This is a genomic window from Ideonella paludis (genome assembly GCF_018069865.1).
GTDB lineage: Bacteria > Pseudomonadota > Gammaproteobacteria > Burkholderiales > Burkholderiaceae_C > Ideonella > Ideonella paludis.
The window spans coordinates 210499-225640 of sequence record NZ_JAGQDG010000008.1 but is presented as its reverse complement, the minus strand read 5'-3'; the positions used below and the strand labels follow the sequence as shown (position 1 = coordinate 225640).

Here is a 15142-nt window from a genome sequence, read left to right as displayed (position 1 = left end):
CGTCGGCCGGCAAGGTGCATCGCAAAGTCTCCAGCTACATTAGCGGCACTGATGAATTGAGAAATTCCATCGAATGAATGCCTTAGATACCGCAGGCCTGGACTGCCTGGCTGCACTGGCTGAAGCGGGCAGCTTTGAGCGCGCGGCACAGTTGTTGTCCATCACCCAATCGGCGGTCTCGCAGCGCCTGCGCGCCCTGGAAACCCATGTGGGCCATTTGCTGGTGGTGCGCTCTCGCCCCTTGCGGCTGACCGAGCCCGGCAAGGTGCTGCTGCGCTATGCCCGCCAGATGCAGGCCCTGCGGGCGGACGCCGCGCGCGAGCTGGGCGCCACGCTGGCGCGAGATGAGCGGCTGCCGATTGCGGTGAATGCCGACAGCCTGGCCACCTGGGTGCTGCCAGCGCTGGACGAGCTGGTGCGGGCGGGGCAGCGCCACGGCTACGGCCTGGAGTTGATCGTGGATGACCAAGACTTCACCCACGATTGGCTGCGCCAGGGCGAGGTGCTGGGCTGCGTCAGCTCTGTCGCCCAAGCCCTGCGCGGCTGCCACTGCCAAGCTTTGGGGCAGATGCGCTACATCGCGGTGGCCGCCCCCCACTTCATGGAGCGCCACTTGCCGCAGGGCCTGAACCCGGCCAACTTTGCGCAAGTGCCCTTCATCGTCTTTAACCGCAAGGACGATATGCAAGCGCAGTGGGTCTCCAAGGCCTTTGGGGTGCGCGAGCCCCGCTTGAAAGAGCGATTCGTCCCCAGCAGCGAGGCCGGTGCCCGCGCCGCTGCCATGGGCTGGGGCGTGGCCGTGCTGCCCGAACTGCTGGCTGAAGGCCTGATCGCCAGCGGCGCGGTGCGGCCCGTGCGGCCCGACATCACCCTGGATGTGGCGCTCTACTGGCACCAATGGAGGCTCAGTGCAGATGAGCCCTCCGCCGCCCCCGCGCCCGGTGGGCGCATCGGCCTGATGGAGCAGATCGGCCAGGCGGTGATTGCCGGCGCACGCGCCACCTTGCGCCCGATGCCCGCAGCCTGAGGCCCCTGGCGGGCCGACCGATAATCGCCCCATGATTCGACTGATTGTGGGTCTGGGCAATCCTGGGCCGGAATACGAAGCGACGCGCCACAACGCCGGTTTCTGGTGGGTGGACGGCGCTGCGCGGCAGCTCAACACCTCGCTGCAGCCCGACAAGGCTTACTGGGGCTTGGTCGCCCGCTGCAACCCCGCCGGGGCTCCTGGGCCAGTGTGGCTCTTGCAGCCCATGACCTATATGAATGTGTCGGGCAAGTCAGTGAGCGCCTTGGCGCGCTTCTTCAAGATTGCACCGGCCGAGATCCTGGTGGTGCATGATGAGTTGGACTTGCCGCCGGGGCAGATGAAGCTCAAGCAAGGCGGCGGCAACGGCGGCCACAACGGGCTCAAAGACATCCAAGCGCAATTGGGCGACGGCAACTTCTGGCGCCTGCGCCTGGGCATTGGCCACCCCGGCGTCAAGGCCGAGGTCGCCGCCTATGTCTTGCGCAAGCCCCCGGCCGATGAGCGCGACGCGATAGAGCGCAATATCGAGGACTCGCTGAAAGTCTTGGGCACGTTTCTGAGCGGCCCCATGGACAAAGCGCTGACCCAGATCCGCGCCAAGCCGCCCCGGCCCAAGCCTCCGAAGCCCGCCGCGCTGCCACCCCCCCCTCCCCCGCCTTCCGCACCTTTGGGGGGCTGAGTTGGGCAGGAGCGGCGGGTAAGCTCAAGGCCGCTTGCTGGCCGCGTGTGGCAGCAGCTTCTCTTGCTGGAGGTGCGATGCTCACTCTTGCCCGATGCTCGGGCAGCCTCGTGCTGTGCTGCGGTCTGATGGCGGCAGCTATGCCAGTGCAGGCCAGCGACCAGGTCTATCGCTGCGGCCAGAGCTATCAGACCGAGCCTTGCCCCGGCGGCAAAGCCGTGGCGGTGGGCGATGCTCGCGACGACGCCGCACGTCGGGAAGCGCAGCGAGTCGCGCAGCGCGAGGCGCAGGCCGCCCAGCAGCTCCAAGCCGAGCGCCTGCAGCGTGAGCGTCTGGTGCCCCACAGCGCAACGCAGCCTGCCGTGGTGCGGCACCGGGCCGCAGAGGCGGCTGCCCAGGCGCCTGCTGAGGACGCGTCGCAGCTGCCACTGTGCACCCGGAAATCAGGCCTGCGCACCCAGGGCGTGGGCGGATGCCGAGACGAGATGGTCTACACGGCGCCGGGCACAGGCCGCAAGCCCAAGGCCGAGCCGAACACTCGACGGCGCCAAACCCTTTAAGCGGCGCTGGCCTTGGCCTTCATCAGGCCGGCGTATTTGAGCTGCAATTGATCGCGGCTCTCAATGTGGTCTGGGTTGACCGGAATGCACTCCACCGGGCAGACCTGCACGCACTGCGGCTCGTGGAAGTGGCCCACGCACTCCGTGCAGCGCCGAGGGTCGATGACGTAGAACTCCTCCCCCATCGAAATCGCATCGTTGGGGCATTCGGGCTCGCAGACATCACAGTTGATGCACTGGTCGGTGATCATCAAGGCCATGGTGGGTTCAGGCTTTCGAGGCGGCGGCCAATTTGGCCTGGAGACGCGAAAGCACCGAGGGTGCCACGAAGCGGGAAACATCACCGCCCAAAGTGGCAATCTCGCGCACAAAGGTGCCGCTCACATATTGGTGGGCGTCGCCCGGCAGCAAGAACAAGGTCTCGACCTCCGGCATCAGTTGGCGGTTCATGCCGGCCATCTGCACCTCGTAGTCAAAATCGGTCACACCGCGCACCCCGCGCACAATCACCCGGGCGCCTTGGGCCAGCGCAAAGTCGCGCAGCAAACCGGTGAAGGGCGTGGCCTGCACGTTGCCCAGCGGGGCGGCGAGCTCGCTGACCATCTCCAAGCGCTCCTCCACGGTGAACATCGTGCGCTTGTGGTGGCCTGCAGCCACACCCACGATGACGCGGTCAAAGAGGCCACTGGCCCGACACATCAGGTCTTGATGGCCGGCGGTCATGGGGTCGAAGGTGCCGGGGTAGACGGCAGTGATGGCGGGGCGTTGGCTCATGGCGCGCAGTGTACTGACTCACGCTGGAACAGCGCCGAATGAACCGCCCCTGCCCGCCCGCTGCGGTAGAGGCGCAGGCCTTCTGGCACAGCACCCGCAAAGGGCTCGCCCGTCTCCAGATACACAAAGCCACCGGGCACCACCAGACGAGCTGCGGCCGCCAACGCAGCCGCCCCCACACCCGCGGCAAAGGGCGGGTCCAAGAGCACCAACTCCAGCGCCTGGGCGGGCGCGGAGGCCATCCAAGCCAGGGCATCGGCCCGCTGCACGCGCAAGCTTTCGGCCTTCAGCCGGGTGCGTGAGGCCTGCAAGGACGAGACCAAGCCCGCGTCTTGTTCCAGCAGCAGCACCTGGGCCGCGCCGCGCGAGGCGGCCTCAAAGCCCAGAGCGCCGGAGCCCGCAAAGGCGTCCAGCACGCGCCAGCCTTGCAGGTCTTGGCCCAGCCAGTTGAAGAGGGTTTCGCGCACGCGGTCGGGCGTGGGGCGCAGGCCCGGTTTGTCAGCCACCGGCAGCACGCTCTTGCGCCACTGGCCACCGATGATGCGCACTTGGCGCGGTGCTTGCCGGGGCGCACCGGGCCCTCGCGCAGGCTTAGTGCTGGGCGAGGCGGCTTTGCCGCTCACAGGCTTTGCACTCACACGCGCACGGGCACACCGGCCTGGGCCATCAAGGCCTTGGCCTGGCCCACGGTGTATTCGCCGTAGTGGAAGATGCTGGCGGCGAGCACCGCATCGGCACCGCCTTGCTGGACGCCGTCCACCAAGTGCTGCAAGTTGCCCACGCCGCCGGAGGCGATCACCGGCACCGGGATGGCATCGCTCACAGCCCGAGTCAGGGCTAGATCAAAGCCCGACTTGGTGCCGTCACGGTCCATGCTGGTCAGCAAGATTTCGCCAGCGCCAAACTCGGCCATCTGCCGCGCCCATGCCACGGCATCCAAGCCGGTGTTTTTGCGCCCACCGTGGGTGTAAACATCCCAGCCTTCACCGCGTGCGGCCAGGTCCTCGCCCTGGCGGCGCTTGGCGTCGATGGCCACGACAATGCATTGCGCGCCGTACTTGTCAGAGGCGTCGCGGATGACCTGAGGGTTGGCGACCGCGGCCGAGTTGAAGCTGACCTTGTCGGCCCCGGCATTCAGCAAGCGACGCACATCGTCAACCACGCGCACACCACCGCCGACGGTGAGGGGAATGAAGACCTGCGAAGCCACGGCCTCAATGATGTGCAGGATCACATCGCGCCCATCGCTGGTGGCGGTGATGTCCAAAAAGGTGAGCTCATCGGCGCCTTGGTCGTTGTAGCGCGCGGCAATTTCCACCGGGTCGCCGGCATCGCGCAGCTCGACAAAGTTAACGCCTTTGACGACGCGACCACCGGTCACGTCCAGGCAGGGAATGATGCGTTTGGCAAGCATGGGCGGCACAGCGGCCGCTGCGATGCAGCCGTTCACTTCAAGGTCAAAAGATCAACAGGTCGACAAGCCCGCAGCAGCGCTGTGGGCTCAGTCACCCATCAGCTCGTCGGCACGCGCCTGGGCAGCCGCGAAATCCAGAGCGCCGGTGTAGATGGAGCGCCCGCAGATCACACCTTCAACGCCCTCGCCTTCGACGGCGCACAGGGCTTCGATGTCGGCCATATTGGAGAGGCCGCCCGAGGCGATGACCGGAATGCTCAAGGCCTGGGCCAGCTTGACCGTGGCCTCGATGTTGATGCCAGTGAGCATGCCGTCGCGGCCGATGTCGGTGTAGATGATGCCTTCGACACCATAGTCTTCGAACTTCTTGGCCAAGTCGACCACCTCGTGGCCGGTCAGCTTGCTCCAGCCATCCGTCGCCACTTTGCCGTCTTTGGCATCGAGGCCCACGATGATGTGGCCGCCGAAGGCCGTGCAGGCGTCACGCAAAAAGCCGGGGTTCTTCACCGCGGCGGTGCCGATGATGACGTAGGACAGGCCGTCATCGAGATAGCGCTCGATGGTGTCCAAGTCGCGAATACCGCCGCCCAACTGCACGGGGATCTCGTCGCCCACCTCACGCAAGATGGCCTTGATCGCGCCCTCATTCACCGGCTTGCCTGCAAAGGCCCCGTTCAGGTCGACCAAGTGCAAGCGGCGTGCGCCTGCCTCCAGCCAACGGCGGGCCATGGCGGCCGGGTCTTCACCAAAGGTGGTGGAGGCATTCATGTCACCTTGTTCAAGGCGGACACATTGACCATCTTTCAGGTCGATCGCAGGGATCAGCAGCATGGCTCAGGCAGAGCGAGTGGGGAAATGAGGAGACGGGACAGGACCGCATTGTGATGCAGTCGGCGAGTCTGTGGGCTCACGGTGTCCAGTGCAAAAAGTTGCGGTAGAGCGCCAAGCCCTGCTCGGCACTCTTTTCCGGGTGAAATTGGGTGGCGAAAATATTATCCCGGGCCACGGCGCAGGTAAAGCGCTGGCCATATTCAGTTTGGCCTGCGGTGTGGTTTACGTCCGACGGATCAGCAAAATAACTGTGCACGAAATAGAACCAAGCCCCGTCGGGCACGCCGGCCCACATCGGATGCACACCGCGGGCGCCAGCGCTTTGCCAGACTTGGTTCCAGCCCATTTGCGGCACTTTGTAGCGGCTGCCGTCGGGCTGGGTTTGCCCCTCCAGCGCAAAGCGCTTGACCCGCCCAGGGATCAACCCCAAGCCCGGCGTGTCTTGCTCTTCAGAGTGGTCGAGCAGCATTTGCATGCCCACACACACGCCCATCAAGGGCTTGCTGGCCGCGGCTTCGAGCACAGCTGCTTTCAGACCCGAATCGGCCAATTCGCGCATGCAATCCCGCATCGCGCCTTGGCCGGGCAGCACCACGCGCTCGGCGGCGCGCACATCCTCAGGGCGCTGGGTGACGATGACCTCCACGCCCTCACCGGCAGCGACATGCATCACCGCCTGCGAGACCGAGCGCAGATTGCCCATGCCGTAGTCCACCACGGCCACTGTCCGCTGAGCCATCAGAGTGAACCTTTAGTGGAGGGGATGACGCCGGCCGAGCGCGGGTCCAGGGTCAGCGCCATGCGCAAGGCCCGGCCAAAGGCCTTGAAGATGGTCTCGCACTGGTGGTGGGCGTTGTGGCCCTTGAGGTTGTCCACATGCAGGCTGACCAGGGCATGGTTCACAAAGCCTTGAAAGAATTCAAAAGCCAGTTGGGTGTCGAACGCACCGATGCTGCCTGCGGTGAACTTCACGTCCATGGCCAAGCCAGGGCGGCCGGAAAAGTCGACCACCACGCGCGACAAGGCTTCATCGAGCGGCACATAGCTGTGGCCGTAGCGGGTCAGGCCTTTCTTGTCACCCACAGCCTGGGCCACCGCCTGGCCCAGGGTGATGCCCACGTCCTCGACGGTGTGGTGGCCGTCGATGTGCAGGTCGCCTTGGGCCTCGATCTCCAGGTCGATCAGGCCGTGGCGGGCGATCTGGTCAAGCATGTGGTCAAAAAAGCCAATGCCGGTGGCCAACTTGGCCTGGCCCGTGCCGTCCAGATTCACGCGGACGCGGATCTTGGTTTCGTTGGTGTTGCGCTGCACTTCAGCAATGCGAGCGGTGGAGATAGAGCTCATGGGGCCAGGGCTTTCAGAGGTCTTGCAAGGCTGCCCGCAGCGCGGCCAGCATCTGGGTATTTTCTTCCGGGGTGCCCACGGTGATGCGCAGGCAGCGGGCCAGCAGCGGGTGCAGGCCCGAGACGTTTTTGATCAGCACGCCACGCGCCTTCATGCCGGCAAACACTTTGGCGGCATCGGGCACCCGCGCCAAGATCATATTGGCTTCGCTGGGGAAGGGCTCCACCCCGTCCAGCGCTTGCAGCTCGGCCATCAGGCGGGCGCGCTCGCTGCGAATCACCGCTGCCTGGGCTTCGTATTCCTCGACATGCTCCAGCGCAAACAGAGCGGCTTCGGCGTTCAGCACGCTGATGTTGAAGGGCGGGCGAAGTTTGTCCACCTCGGCAATCACCGCCTGGCGGCCGATCAGATAGCCAATGCGCACGCCGGCCAAGCCAAACTTGCTCATGGTGCGCATCAAGAGCACATGCTCATGGCGCTGCAGCCGAGCCAGCGAGTCGCGCGAGGCAAAGGGCTGATAGGCCTCGTCCATCACCACTAGGCCGGGGGCGGCCTCGATGATGGCGTCGATGATGTCGTCGTCCCACAGGTTGGCGGTGGGGTTGTTCGGGTAGGCGAGCCACACCAAAGCCGGTTGGTGCTCGCGCACCGCCGCCAACATGGCGGGGCCGTCCAGCTCAAAGCGGGGCGTGGTGGGCACGCCCACAAACTTCAGGCCCTGCAGGCGGGCGGAGAGTTCATACATCACAAAGCCCGGCAGCGGCGCCAGCACCACATTGCCAGGCACGTCACAGGCCAGGGTCAGCAGGCTGATCAACTCATCCGAGCCATTGCCCAGCATGATGTCGCAGCCCTCAGGCATTTGCGCATGACGGGCCAGCTCGGCCTTGAGCACATCGCCGCGCTCGGCCGGGTAGCGGTTCAGGGCCACTCGTCCCAAGCGCTCACCCAGGGCCTGCTGCAGTGCCGGGGGCAAGGAAAACGGGTTCTCCATGGTGTCCACCTTGACCATGCCGGCACTGGGCTGCACGGCATAGCCATGCAAGCCCATCACGTCGGCACGCAGGACTTTGGCAAGGCGTTGGGCGAGGGAGGCAGTCATGTCAAAGGCTCAGTTCACACGGCCGTGGCGGCGCTGTCAGGGGACAAGGACGGGCTCTCCAGCAGAGCAGGCCCCATCAGAAACGGGTTGATGATTTGCACGCTGTCGATCTGCTGGCCATGCGGCAGGCTGTCGCTCAACAGCCAGCGGCAGCCCTGGTGCTGGGCAGCGGCCACCACCAGTGCGTTCCACCACGTCAGGCCGAAGCGGCTCTCCACCGCCCAGGCGGTCTCCACCATCTGCTGGTCGGTGTGGAGCGGCTTCCAGTGCTGGTAGCGGCGCACCTCGGCGCGCGCGTCACCGGCCGGCATGGGCGGCTGAAGCTGCCGCGTGGCCTGCCCGTAAAACTCATTGAGCACTTGCGTGCAGGTGCGGCCACAACGGCGGCGCCACAACTGCCCCAGCCATTCGCGCGCTTGCTGCTGCTTGGCGGTATCTGCACTGTCTTCGGCGCACAAGAAGACGGCGGTATCGACGAACACCGTGAGGGTGCTCATGCCGCGTCCCGATCACGCTTTGGGTAGGGCGCACCGTTGGAGCGATAGCTGGGCTGGCGCTGAAACCAATCGTTCATGGCGCGCTCATAGGCATCGTCATGCCGCATTTTCTCGGCCAGCATTTCACCGATCAGGCGCGACACACTGGTGTTCAGGCGCGCGGCTTCCATACGGGCCCAATCGGCCACGCTGTCTTCCATGGTGACGGTGACGTTTTTCATCGCTTGACTCAGGGTTCAGCATAACACGAAGTTCGTGTAGCACGAACTTCGTGTGATTCATCCCTCCCGGCGCTCACCCCGAATGCGCAGCACCGCCCGCACGAAACCGTGGTCCGAGCGGGTGCGGTCGCGCCCCTCAAAGAGGTGGTCGTTGAAATAGTCCACCCGCCGCACATCGCCCAGGCCAAAGCGGCTCTCGGGGTGGAACTCTTCGCTCACCAGGATCTGGTCCAGCACTTCGGGGCTGCCTTGGTGGATGTGGCTGAAGGCCACATCCTTCTTCAAAGCGGCCTCGCCTTGGATCTCATAGGCATTGAACAAGGCCACATCGCGGGCCTGGCGGTCATAGGCCACTTCCGAAGTGGCCGCCACCAACTGCGTGGTGACGCTGTGCGGAGCGTCGTTGAAGTCCCCCATCACGATCAAGGGCTCGCGGCTGCGGTGCAGCACATCCACCACCCGATGCCGCAGCGCAGCGCACTCGGCGCCGCGCAAGATCAGCGAGCGCAGCGTGGCCAGTGCCGCCACCTTGGGATCGTCCCGGTCCTCGGTGGGGCGGCCTTGCTCGTCTTGCAAGAACTTGGGCCGCTTGGACTTGAGGTGCACCACCATCACCTGCACCCGCAAGCCCGCCTTGGTGCTCAGCACCACATGCAGCGGTGGGCGCTCAAAGCGCTGGTGCAGCCCCAGTCCCGGCACCTCGACCGCCAGTCCTTCGGGAAAAGCCGCCTCAGCCTGTGCGCTCTCCAGCTTCAGCCGCGTGGCCAGCCCTAAGCGCGGCGTGCCTTGAGCGCCGCCCTGCCCGGGGGGCGGGCCGGCGTTCTCGGCGCCCAGCGCCAGCACCGTGGGGTAGCGCAAGCCACTGGCCGCCACGGCCGTGCGCAGCGCCGCCTCGTCCCACACCTCCTGAAAGCCGATCACATCCGCATTCAAAGCCCGCAGCCGCTCGCCAATCCACTGCGTTTTGCGCTGGTACTCGGCGGCAGAGAACGGGTCTTGGTTGGCGTAGAACACCCGCCCCGGCAAAGCCAGGTTGAGCAGATTGCAAGTGGCCAGGGTCAGGGTGCTGGTCGGCGGCGGCACAGGGTTTGAATTCATGGCGGCAAGGCTGATGCAGACAAGGCGCAAGAGGCGCCTGCTTCGTCGCATCCTAGCGGCCCAGTGTCGCAACACCAATGGCTTAGCCCTTGAGCCGCATCTCCGCCGCCCTAGCATGCCCTTGCAGGCCTTCGCCATAGGCCAGCTCGGCAGCAATCACGCCCAAGGTCTGGGCTCCGGCTTCGCTCACTTCAATCAGGCTGCTGCGCTTCTGGAAATCGTAGGTGCCCAAAGGCGAGGAAAAGCGGGCGGTGCCGGAAGTGGGCAGCACGTGGTTGGGGCCGGCGCAGTAGTCGCCCAGGGACTCGCTGGTGAACGCGCCCAAGAAGATGGCGCCCGCGTGTTTGAGCAGGGGCTCCCAGCGGTGCGGATCGGCGCTGGAGACTTCCAGGTGCTCCGGTGCAATGCGGTTGCTGATGGCGCAGGCCTCGTCCATGGAGCGGGTGACAATGAGCGCACCGCGGCCTTCCAGGCTGGCGCGGATCACGGCCTCGCGCGGCATGCTGGGCAGCAGGCGGTCGATGGCTTCGCGCACCTGGGCCACGTAGGCGGCATCAGGGCACAGCAAGATGCTTTGTGCCAACTCGTCATGTTCGGCCTGGCTGAAGAGGTCCATGGCCACCCAGTCTGGCGGCGTGCTGCCATCGGCAATCACCAAAATCTCGCTGGGCCCGGCAATCATGTCGATGCCGACTTGGCCAAACACGCGGCGCTTGGCGCTGGCCACATAGGCGTTGCCGGGGCCGGTGATTTTGTCTACTGCCGGCACGGTAGCTGTGCCGTAGGCCAGTGCAGCCACGGCTTGTGCGCCGCCGATGGTGAAGGCACGGGTCACGCCCGCCACATAGGCGGCAGCCAGCACCAGGGCGTTCTTCTCCCCCTTGGGGGTGGGGACGACCATGATGATCTCGCCAACCCCGGCCACATGGGCGGGAATGGCGTTCATCAGCACGCTGCTGGGGTAGGCGGCCTTGCCACCGGGCACATAGATGCCCACGCGGTCCAACGGCGTGACCTTCTGGCCCAACAAGCTGCCGTCTTCGTCGCGGTAGCTCCAGCTCTGGCCGCTGGCCTGCAGTTGGCGCTCGTGGTAGCTGCGCACCCGCTGGGCAGCGGCTTGCAGCGCGTGGCGCTGGGCCGGGGTGATGGCCTCAAATGCTGCCTTCAGCTCTTCGCGGGTCAGCTCCAGCGCACCCATGCCGGCAGCCTGCACACCGTCAAAGCGAGCGGTGTAGTCCAGCACGGCGGCGTCGCCACGCTCTCGCACATCGGCCAGGATGTCGGCCACGCGCTGCTCAATGGCGGCGTCCTCTTCAGCCGACCAATGCCGCAGCCGCGCAAACTCGGCTTCGAAGTCGGCAGAGGTGGTGTCAAGCGTGCGCAGGTTCAGGGCAGACATGGGGCAGCAGTGCGGAAGATCAAGCAGGAATGGCGCTGGCGAAGGCGTCGATCAGGGGTTTGAGCTGGTCGCGCTTGAGCTTGAGCGCGGCTTGGTTGACCACCAAGCGGGACGAAATGTCCATGAAGTGTTCGACCTCGACCAGGTGGTTGGCCTTGAGGGTGGAGCCGGTCGAGACCAGGTCCACAATCGCGTCGGCCAATCCCGTCAGCGGTGCCAGCTCCATCGAGCCGTAGAGCTTGATCAAGTCCACGTGTACGCCCTTGTCGGCAAAGTGCTGGCGGGCGACCTCGGTGTATTTGGTGGCCACGCGAATGCGCGAGCCTTGCTTCACCGCAGCGGCGTAATCAAAATCTTTGCGCACCGCCACGCTCATGCGGCACTTGGCAATGTTCAGGTCCAACGGCTGGTAGAGGCCCTCGCCACCGTGCTCCAAGAGCACGTCTTTGCCGGCCACGCCCAGGTCGGCGCCGCCGTATTGCACATAGGTGGGCACATCGGTGGCGCGGACCAACACCACGCGCACATCGTCGCGGTTGGTGGGCAAGATCAGCTTGCGGCTTTTCTCGGGGTCTTCCAGCACCGTGATGCCGGCAGCAGCCAGCAAGGGCAAGGTTTCTTCAAAGATGCGGCCTTTGGAGAGCGCGAGGGTCAGCATGATGGAACCCTTCAGCTCACGCGTTGAATGTCAGCGCCAATGCCGCGCAGCTTGGCTTCCATGCGGTCGTAGCCGCGGTCCAGGTGGTAGATGCGGTCGACCGTGGTGTCGCCATCCGCCACCAAGCCCGCAATCACCAAGCTGGCCGAAGCCCGCAAGTCGGTGGCCATGACGATGGCGCTGGAGAGCCGCTCTACCCCCGTGACCACCGCCGTGTGGCCGTCGACTTCGATCTTGGCGCCCAAGCGGATCAGCTCGTTGACGTGCATGAAGCGGTTTTCAAAAATCGTCTCGCTGATCTTGGCAGCGCCTTCGGCGATGCAGTTCACGGCCATGAACTGGGCCTGCATGTCGGTGGGGAAAGCCGGGTACTCGCTGGTGCGAAAGCTCACCGCCTTGGGGCGGCCGCTGGCCTGCACGCGGATCCAGCCCTCGCCCGAGGTGATGGTCACACCGGCCTCGGTGAGCTTGTCGATCACGGCGTCCAGATGGTCGGCGCGGGCTTCACGCAGGGTCACGTCGCCGCCGGTGGCGGCCACGGCGCACAAGAAGGTGCCGGACTCAATGCGGTCCGGCACGATGCGGTGGCCCCCCACGGGCGCATGCAGGGACTCCACGCCCGTGATGCGGATGCGGTGTGTGCCATGGCCTTCAATCTTGGCGCCCATCTTGATGAGCATCTCGGCCAAATCCGGGATCTCGGGCTCTTGGGCGGCGTTTTCCAGCACGGTTTCGCCTTCGGCCAGCACGGCGGCCATCATCAGGTTTTCGGTGCCGGTGACGGTGACCATGTCGGTGGTGATGCGCGCCCCACGCAGGCGGCGCTGGCCTTGGGCGTTCAGCGGCGCACGGGCCTGGATGTAGCCGTGCTCGACCACGATCTCAGCACCCATGGCTTGCAGGCCCTTGATGTGCTGGTCCACCGGGCGGGAGCCAATGGCGCAGCCCCCGGGCAGAGACACCGTGGCTTCGCCAAAACGGGCTAGCAGCGGGCCCAGCACCAAGATGGACGCGCGCATGGTCTTGACCAGCTCGTAGGGCGCCACCGTGGTGTTGACTGAACCGGCGTTGATCACCACTTCGTCTTCTGGGGCCTCAGACCGCTCGGCCTTGGCGCCCATGTGGCGCAAGAGCTTGAGCGTGGTGGACACATCCTGCAGCTTGGGCACATTGCTGAGCGTGACCGTGTCGGGCGTCAGCAGGGCCGCGCACAACTCCGGCAGCGCCGCATTCTTGGCACCAGAGATCACGACCTCGCCATTCAGAGGGCGGCCACCACGGATGATGAGTTTGTCCATGAGAAAAATCCGAAAGAAAAGGGGGGCCCTGAGGGGGCGCAGCGGGCCAGGCGCTGGCCGCCCGGCGACAAACTCAGTGGCTGGCGTTGGGCGCAGCGCTGCCCGCCGCCCATTCTGCGGGCGTGAGGGTCTTCATCGAGAGCGCATGGATTTCTTCGCGCATGCGCTCGCCTAATGCGGCATAGACGCGTTGGTGGCGACGCACACGCGTGAGGCCTTCAAACTCTGCCGAGACAATGGTGGCAAAGAAATGCCGACCGTCGCCCTCGACTTCAAGGTGTTCGCAGGCGAGGCCAGCGGCCAGATAAGAGCGCACTTGCGCCGGATTGGGGTCTGCCATAGTGGGCGAATTATCGCCCATCAGGACGAACCCCGACCGAGGCATCCGGCGGTGTGTCAGCGCGCGGGCGTCAGCCAACTCTGGAAGAAGGGGATGACCCCGGTGAACAAGGCGGTGGCCGGAACCAGGTCGGTGGCTGTGCAGCGATCACCGATACCCAACTCAGCATAACGCTGGCACAGGGTCAGGCCGTAGTCCGCATGGTGCGCCTTCAGCTCCGACCGGGTCACCAATCTGCGGAAGAAGGCGCTGGGGTAGCGCATCATGACCGCCGGGTCATCGGCAGTGGCGCTGCCAACTGCGCTGCCGTAGAGCGGGTTCTCGGGGTTGCGCTTCAGATAGGCCGCACGCTCGTTTTCGTAGAGATAAAGGGCGTTCTCGGTGGACTTGTAAGTCGTCTGCCCTTCAATCGCAAAAATGGCATTCACGCGCGTTGATTGGCGCCGCACCAAGTCGCCATTCGGGTCGGCGCGATCATCCTGCAGGCCTGTCCAAATGCCCAGAGTGCCACGAGATCTTCCAGCCAGGAAAACATTGTGGGTATCCAGGCCCAACTCGGGGGCCATGCTGCGGATGTACTGAGTGGCATCCGCCAAGTCGGTGTGATAGATGGTGCCCAAATAGCTGTTGTTGACCGGATGGCGAAACTCCACCGACATCACGGCCATGCCTGCGGCCAAGGCCGGCACCACAATGCCTTTGTGGACGGAGTCCCTGGCCACAATGACATGGTCTTTGCCGGAGGCATGCGCCCAGATCACGATGGGCATGGGCGCAGCGGGCCGGTTGACAGGCAGCCACAGGTCAAACACCTGCGAGACTTCCCGCGCCAGGGGCGCCTCAAACCATTTGGCCTCGCCCCAGGGCACATTGCGGTAGCAATTGCAACTGGCCACCCAATAGGGCTGCATCTCTGCTTGCGTCCGCGGCGGTACGCCTTGGGCTTGAGCCACAGACAGCATGGCGACCAACATCCAAAGCCCTGCCAGGGATTGAAGCATTCGGGGAGCCCACTTCAAAGTCAGGATATGTCGCATGATGCTCAGCCCTTTAAGCCAAAGCGCTTTCCCGCTCGGCCGCCGTTTTGGCTGAGCCGTCGTCCTGCGCCAATAGGAAGTCACTGATTTCAGCGTCCAAGAAAGTGTTCTTGGCCTGCTCATCCAGCAAGTTGTGCTTGGTGGCTGAGCCATGCGCGAACAGACTCACACCCTTGAGCCCTTGAACGTGGAGCGCCCATTTAGTGTCCCAGTGCATGGCGCTGGGGTAATGAACGTGGACTTGGCCACCCGGGCCCAAGTCGGAAAGCGCCAAGCGCGCATCGAATAAATTGTTCTTGGGCAGCACCTTGGGCAGGCGCAACAGGCGCGTCTTGATGCGCTGAGAGTCGGGCGACGACAAGGGATCGCCTTCATAAAAGGCCGTGTTGAAGGACGTGATGGGCGACAAGGCCAACATCTTGCGCGCCTTCAAGGCCGAGCCGTACATCAGCGCCCCCGTCCCGCCAGCAGACGAGCCACAAGTCAGCACCGTGGTCGCCCCCAAGGCCTTGGCCAGCTTCCGGATCCACACAATATTGGCCGCAAAGTCGCTACCCAGCGAGTGCACGCCCGCGGTGTAAAAACGCCGGGAAAAATCTTCCAGCATCAAGACATGGGCCTCGCCATTGAACAGGCCACGCCAATGGTCTGAGTAGATGGTCCATTCTTTACGAATGGCGCGGCAGAATACGATCAGGGGCGCATCGGCCTTGGGCACGATGTGCAGCAAGGCCTCGGAGCGCGCGCCTTGCGCCTCTTCAGCGCCTGCCGACCGGTAGGGCCGGCCCGCCTGAATGTCGTAGAGAAAGCGATCACCGGTGAACAACTCCGGCATCCCAGGGCAGAGTTGTCGGAGGCTC

General features: G+C 64.9%; 20 protein-coding genes. 3 read left to right on the top strand and 17 right to left on the bottom strand.

Features of this window, described 5'->3' with window-relative positions:
* Positions 1-73 precede the first annotated feature (73 nt).
* The 3 genes from KAK11_RS19550 to KAK11_RS19540 all read left to right on the top strand — a co-directional run bounded on the left by KAK11_RS19550 (position 74) and on the right by KAK11_RS19540 (position 2269).
* On the top strand, positions 74-1027 hold the full coding sequence (locus KAK11_RS19550) for a LysR family transcriptional regulator ArgP (RefSeq protein WP_210811107.1): 954 nt from the start codon (positions 74-76) through the stop codon (positions 1025-1027).
* 31 nt (positions 1028-1058) lie between these two features.
* Entirely contained in the window at positions 1059-1709 is a 651-nt protein-coding gene (pth, locus tag KAK11_RS19545) for an aminoacyl-tRNA hydrolase (protein ID WP_210811104.1), read from the top strand.
* Positions 1710-1786: 77 nt separating this feature from the next.
* Entirely contained in the window at positions 1787-2269 is a 483-nt protein-coding gene (locus tag KAK11_RS19540; protein WP_210811103.1) for a hypothetical protein, read from the top strand.
* Here the strand turns inward: KAK11_RS19540 and KAK11_RS19535 are convergent.
* From KAK11_RS19535 to KAK11_RS19455, 17 genes are all read right to left on the bottom strand, one after another.
* Complete coding sequence (locus KAK11_RS19535; protein ID WP_210811102.1) at positions 2266-2529, bottom strand: YfhL family 4Fe-4S dicluster ferredoxin; 264 nt, start codon at positions 2527-2529, stop codon at positions 2266-2268. The two genes, KAK11_RS19540 and KAK11_RS19535, sit on opposite strands and share 4 nt — an antisense overlap.
* Before the next feature lie 7 nt (positions 2530-2536).
* On the bottom strand, positions 2537-3043 hold the full coding sequence (coaD, locus tag KAK11_RS19530; RefSeq protein WP_210811101.1) for a pantetheine-phosphate adenylyltransferase: 507 nt from the start codon (positions 3041-3043) through the stop codon (positions 2537-2539).
* Complete coding sequence (gene rsmD, locus KAK11_RS19525; protein ID WP_210811099.1) at positions 3040-3666, bottom strand: 16S rRNA (guanine(966)-N(2))-methyltransferase RsmD; 627 nt, start codon at positions 3664-3666, stop codon at positions 3040-3042. The genes coaD and rsmD overlap by 4 nt, the downstream gene beginning before the upstream one ends.
* Before the next feature lie 11 nt (positions 3667-3677).
* Complete coding sequence (hisF, locus tag KAK11_RS19520; RefSeq protein WP_210811096.1) at positions 3678-4457, bottom strand: imidazole glycerol phosphate synthase subunit HisF; 780 nt, start codon at positions 4455-4457, stop codon at positions 3678-3680.
* An 87-nt stretch (positions 4458-4544) separates the two neighbouring features.
* Positions 4545-5288: a 1-(5-phosphoribosyl)-5-[(5-phosphoribosylamino)methylideneamino]imidazole-4-carboxamide isomerase gene (gene hisA / locus KAK11_RS19515; protein WP_210811095.1), complete on the bottom strand. Its 744-nt coding sequence runs from the start codon at positions 5286-5288 to the stop codon at positions 4545-4547.
* Between the two features lie 76 nt (positions 5289-5364).
* A complete protein-coding gene (gene hisH / locus KAK11_RS19510) occupies positions 5365-6027 on the bottom strand; it encodes an imidazole glycerol phosphate synthase subunit HisH (RefSeq protein WP_210811094.1) in 663 nt (220 codons plus the stop codon).
* The gene (gene hisB / locus KAK11_RS19505; RefSeq protein ID WP_210811092.1) at positions 6027-6632 is read right to left on the bottom strand and encodes an imidazoleglycerol-phosphate dehydratase HisB; all 606 of its coding nucleotides are present in this window, start codon (positions 6630-6632) and stop codon (positions 6027-6029) included. The genes hisH and hisB overlap by 1 nt, the downstream gene beginning before the upstream one ends.
* A gap of 13 nt (positions 6633-6645) precedes the next feature.
* A complete protein-coding gene (gene hisC / locus KAK11_RS19500; protein ID WP_210811091.1) occupies positions 6646-7734 on the bottom strand; it encodes a histidinol-phosphate transaminase in 1089 nt (362 codons plus the stop codon).
* Between the two features lie 14 nt (positions 7735-7748).
* On the bottom strand, positions 7749-8231 hold the full coding sequence (locus KAK11_RS19495; RefSeq protein WP_210811090.1) for a PIN domain-containing protein: 483 nt from the start codon (positions 8229-8231) through the stop codon (positions 7749-7751).
* The gene (locus tag KAK11_RS19490) at positions 8228-8452 is read right to left on the bottom strand and encodes a CopG family transcriptional regulator (protein WP_210811089.1); all 225 of its coding nucleotides are present in this window, start codon (positions 8450-8452) and stop codon (positions 8228-8230) included. Before KAK11_RS19490 ends, KAK11_RS19495 begins: the two co-directional genes overlap by 4 nt.
* A gap of 57 nt (positions 8453-8509) precedes the next feature.
* Entirely contained in the window at positions 8510-9550 is a 1041-nt protein-coding gene (locus KAK11_RS19485; protein ID WP_210811087.1) for an endonuclease/exonuclease/phosphatase family protein, read from the bottom strand.
* Between the two features lie 82 nt (positions 9551-9632).
* Complete coding sequence (hisD, locus tag KAK11_RS19480) at positions 9633-10949, bottom strand: histidinol dehydrogenase (protein ID WP_210811086.1); 1317 nt, start codon at positions 10947-10949, stop codon at positions 9633-9635.
* A 19-nt stretch (positions 10950-10968) separates the two neighbouring features.
* Positions 10969-11607: an ATP phosphoribosyltransferase gene (hisG, locus tag KAK11_RS19475; RefSeq protein WP_210811084.1), complete on the bottom strand. Its 639-nt coding sequence runs from the start codon at positions 11605-11607 to the stop codon at positions 10969-10971.
* Between the two features lie 11 nt (positions 11608-11618).
* Positions 11619-12905: a UDP-N-acetylglucosamine 1-carboxyvinyltransferase gene (murA, locus tag KAK11_RS19470; RefSeq protein WP_210811083.1), complete on the bottom strand. Its 1287-nt coding sequence runs from the start codon at positions 12903-12905 to the stop codon at positions 11619-11621.
* Between the two features lie 73 nt (positions 12906-12978).
* Positions 12979-13245, bottom strand: coding sequence for a BolA family protein (locus KAK11_RS19465; RefSeq protein WP_210811081.1), 267 nt, complete (start codon positions 13243-13245; stop codon positions 12979-12981).
* 56 nt (positions 13246-13301) lie between these two features.
* On the bottom strand, positions 13302-14246 hold the full coding sequence (locus KAK11_RS19460) for an alpha/beta hydrolase family protein (RefSeq protein ID WP_210811080.1): 945 nt from the start codon (positions 14244-14246) through the stop codon (positions 13302-13304).
* Between the two features lie 49 nt (positions 14247-14295).
* Entirely contained in the window at positions 14296-15117 is an 822-nt protein-coding gene (locus KAK11_RS19455) for a hypothetical protein (protein WP_210811079.1), read from the bottom strand.
* Positions 15118-15142 lie beyond the last annotated feature (25 nt).

Coding starts and splice junctions, on each gene's coding strand:
- KAK11_RS19540 (WP_210811103.1), top strand. CDS start 1,787: ATGCTCACTCTTGCCCGATGCTCGGGCAGCCTCGTGCTGTGCTGCGGT.
- hisC (WP_210811091.1), bottom strand. CDS start 7,734: ATGACTGCCTCCCTCGCCCAACGCCTTGCCAAAGTCCTGCGTGCCGAC.
- coaD (WP_210811101.1), bottom strand. CDS start 3,043: ATGAGCCAACGCCCCGCCATCACTGCCGTCTACCCCGGCACCTTCGAC.
- KAK11_RS19495 (WP_210811090.1), bottom strand. CDS start 8,231: ATGAGCACCCTCACGGTGTTCGTCGATACCGCCGTCTTCTTGTGCGCC.
- hisG (WP_210811084.1), bottom strand. CDS start 11,607: ATGCTGACCCTCGCGCTCTCCAAAGGCCGCATCTTTGAAGAAACCTTG.
- hisA (WP_210811095.1), bottom strand. CDS start 5,288: ATGCTGCTGATCCCTGCGATCGACCTGAAAGATGGTCAATGTGTCCGC.
- hisD (WP_210811086.1), bottom strand. CDS start 10,949: ATGTCTGCCCTGAACCTGCGCACGCTTGACACCACCTCTGCCGACTTC.
- KAK11_RS19485 (WP_210811087.1), bottom strand. CDS start 9,550: ATGAATTCAAACCCTGTGCCGCCGCCGACCAGCACCCTGACCCTGGCC.
- hisF (WP_210811096.1), bottom strand. CDS start 4,457: ATGCTTGCCAAACGCATCATTCCCTGCCTGGACGTGACCGGTGGTCGC.
- hisB (WP_210811092.1), bottom strand. CDS start 6,632: ATGAGCTCTATCTCCACCGCTCGCATTGCTGAAGTGCAGCGCAACACC.
- hisH (WP_210811094.1), bottom strand. CDS start 6,027: ATGGCTCAGCGGACAGTGGCCGTGGTGGACTACGGCATGGGCAATCTG.
- KAK11_RS19490 (WP_210811089.1), bottom strand. CDS start 8,452: ATGAAAAACGTCACCGTCACCATGGAAGACAGCGTGGCCGATTGGGCC.
- murA (WP_210811083.1), bottom strand. CDS start 12,905: ATGGACAAACTCATCATCCGTGGTGGCCGCCCTCTGAATGGCGAGGTC.
- KAK11_RS19455 (WP_210811079.1), bottom strand. CDS start 15,117: ATGCCGGAGTTGTTCACCGGTGATCGCTTTCTCTACGACATTCAGGCG.
- pth (WP_210811104.1), top strand. CDS start 1,059: ATGATTCGACTGATTGTGGGTCTGGGCAATCCTGGGCCGGAATACGAA.
- KAK11_RS19460 (WP_210811080.1), bottom strand. CDS start 14,246: ATGCTTCAATCCCTGGCAGGGCTTTGGATGTTGGTCGCCATGCTGTCT.
- KAK11_RS19550 (WP_210811107.1), top strand. CDS start 74: ATGAATGCCTTAGATACCGCAGGCCTGGACTGCCTGGCTGCACTGGCT.
- KAK11_RS19465 (WP_210811081.1), bottom strand. CDS start 13,245: ATGGCAGACCCCAATCCGGCGCAAGTGCGCTCTTATCTGGCCGCTGGC.
- KAK11_RS19535 (WP_210811102.1), bottom strand. CDS start 2,529: ATGGCCTTGATGATCACCGACCAGTGCATCAACTGTGATGTCTGCGAG.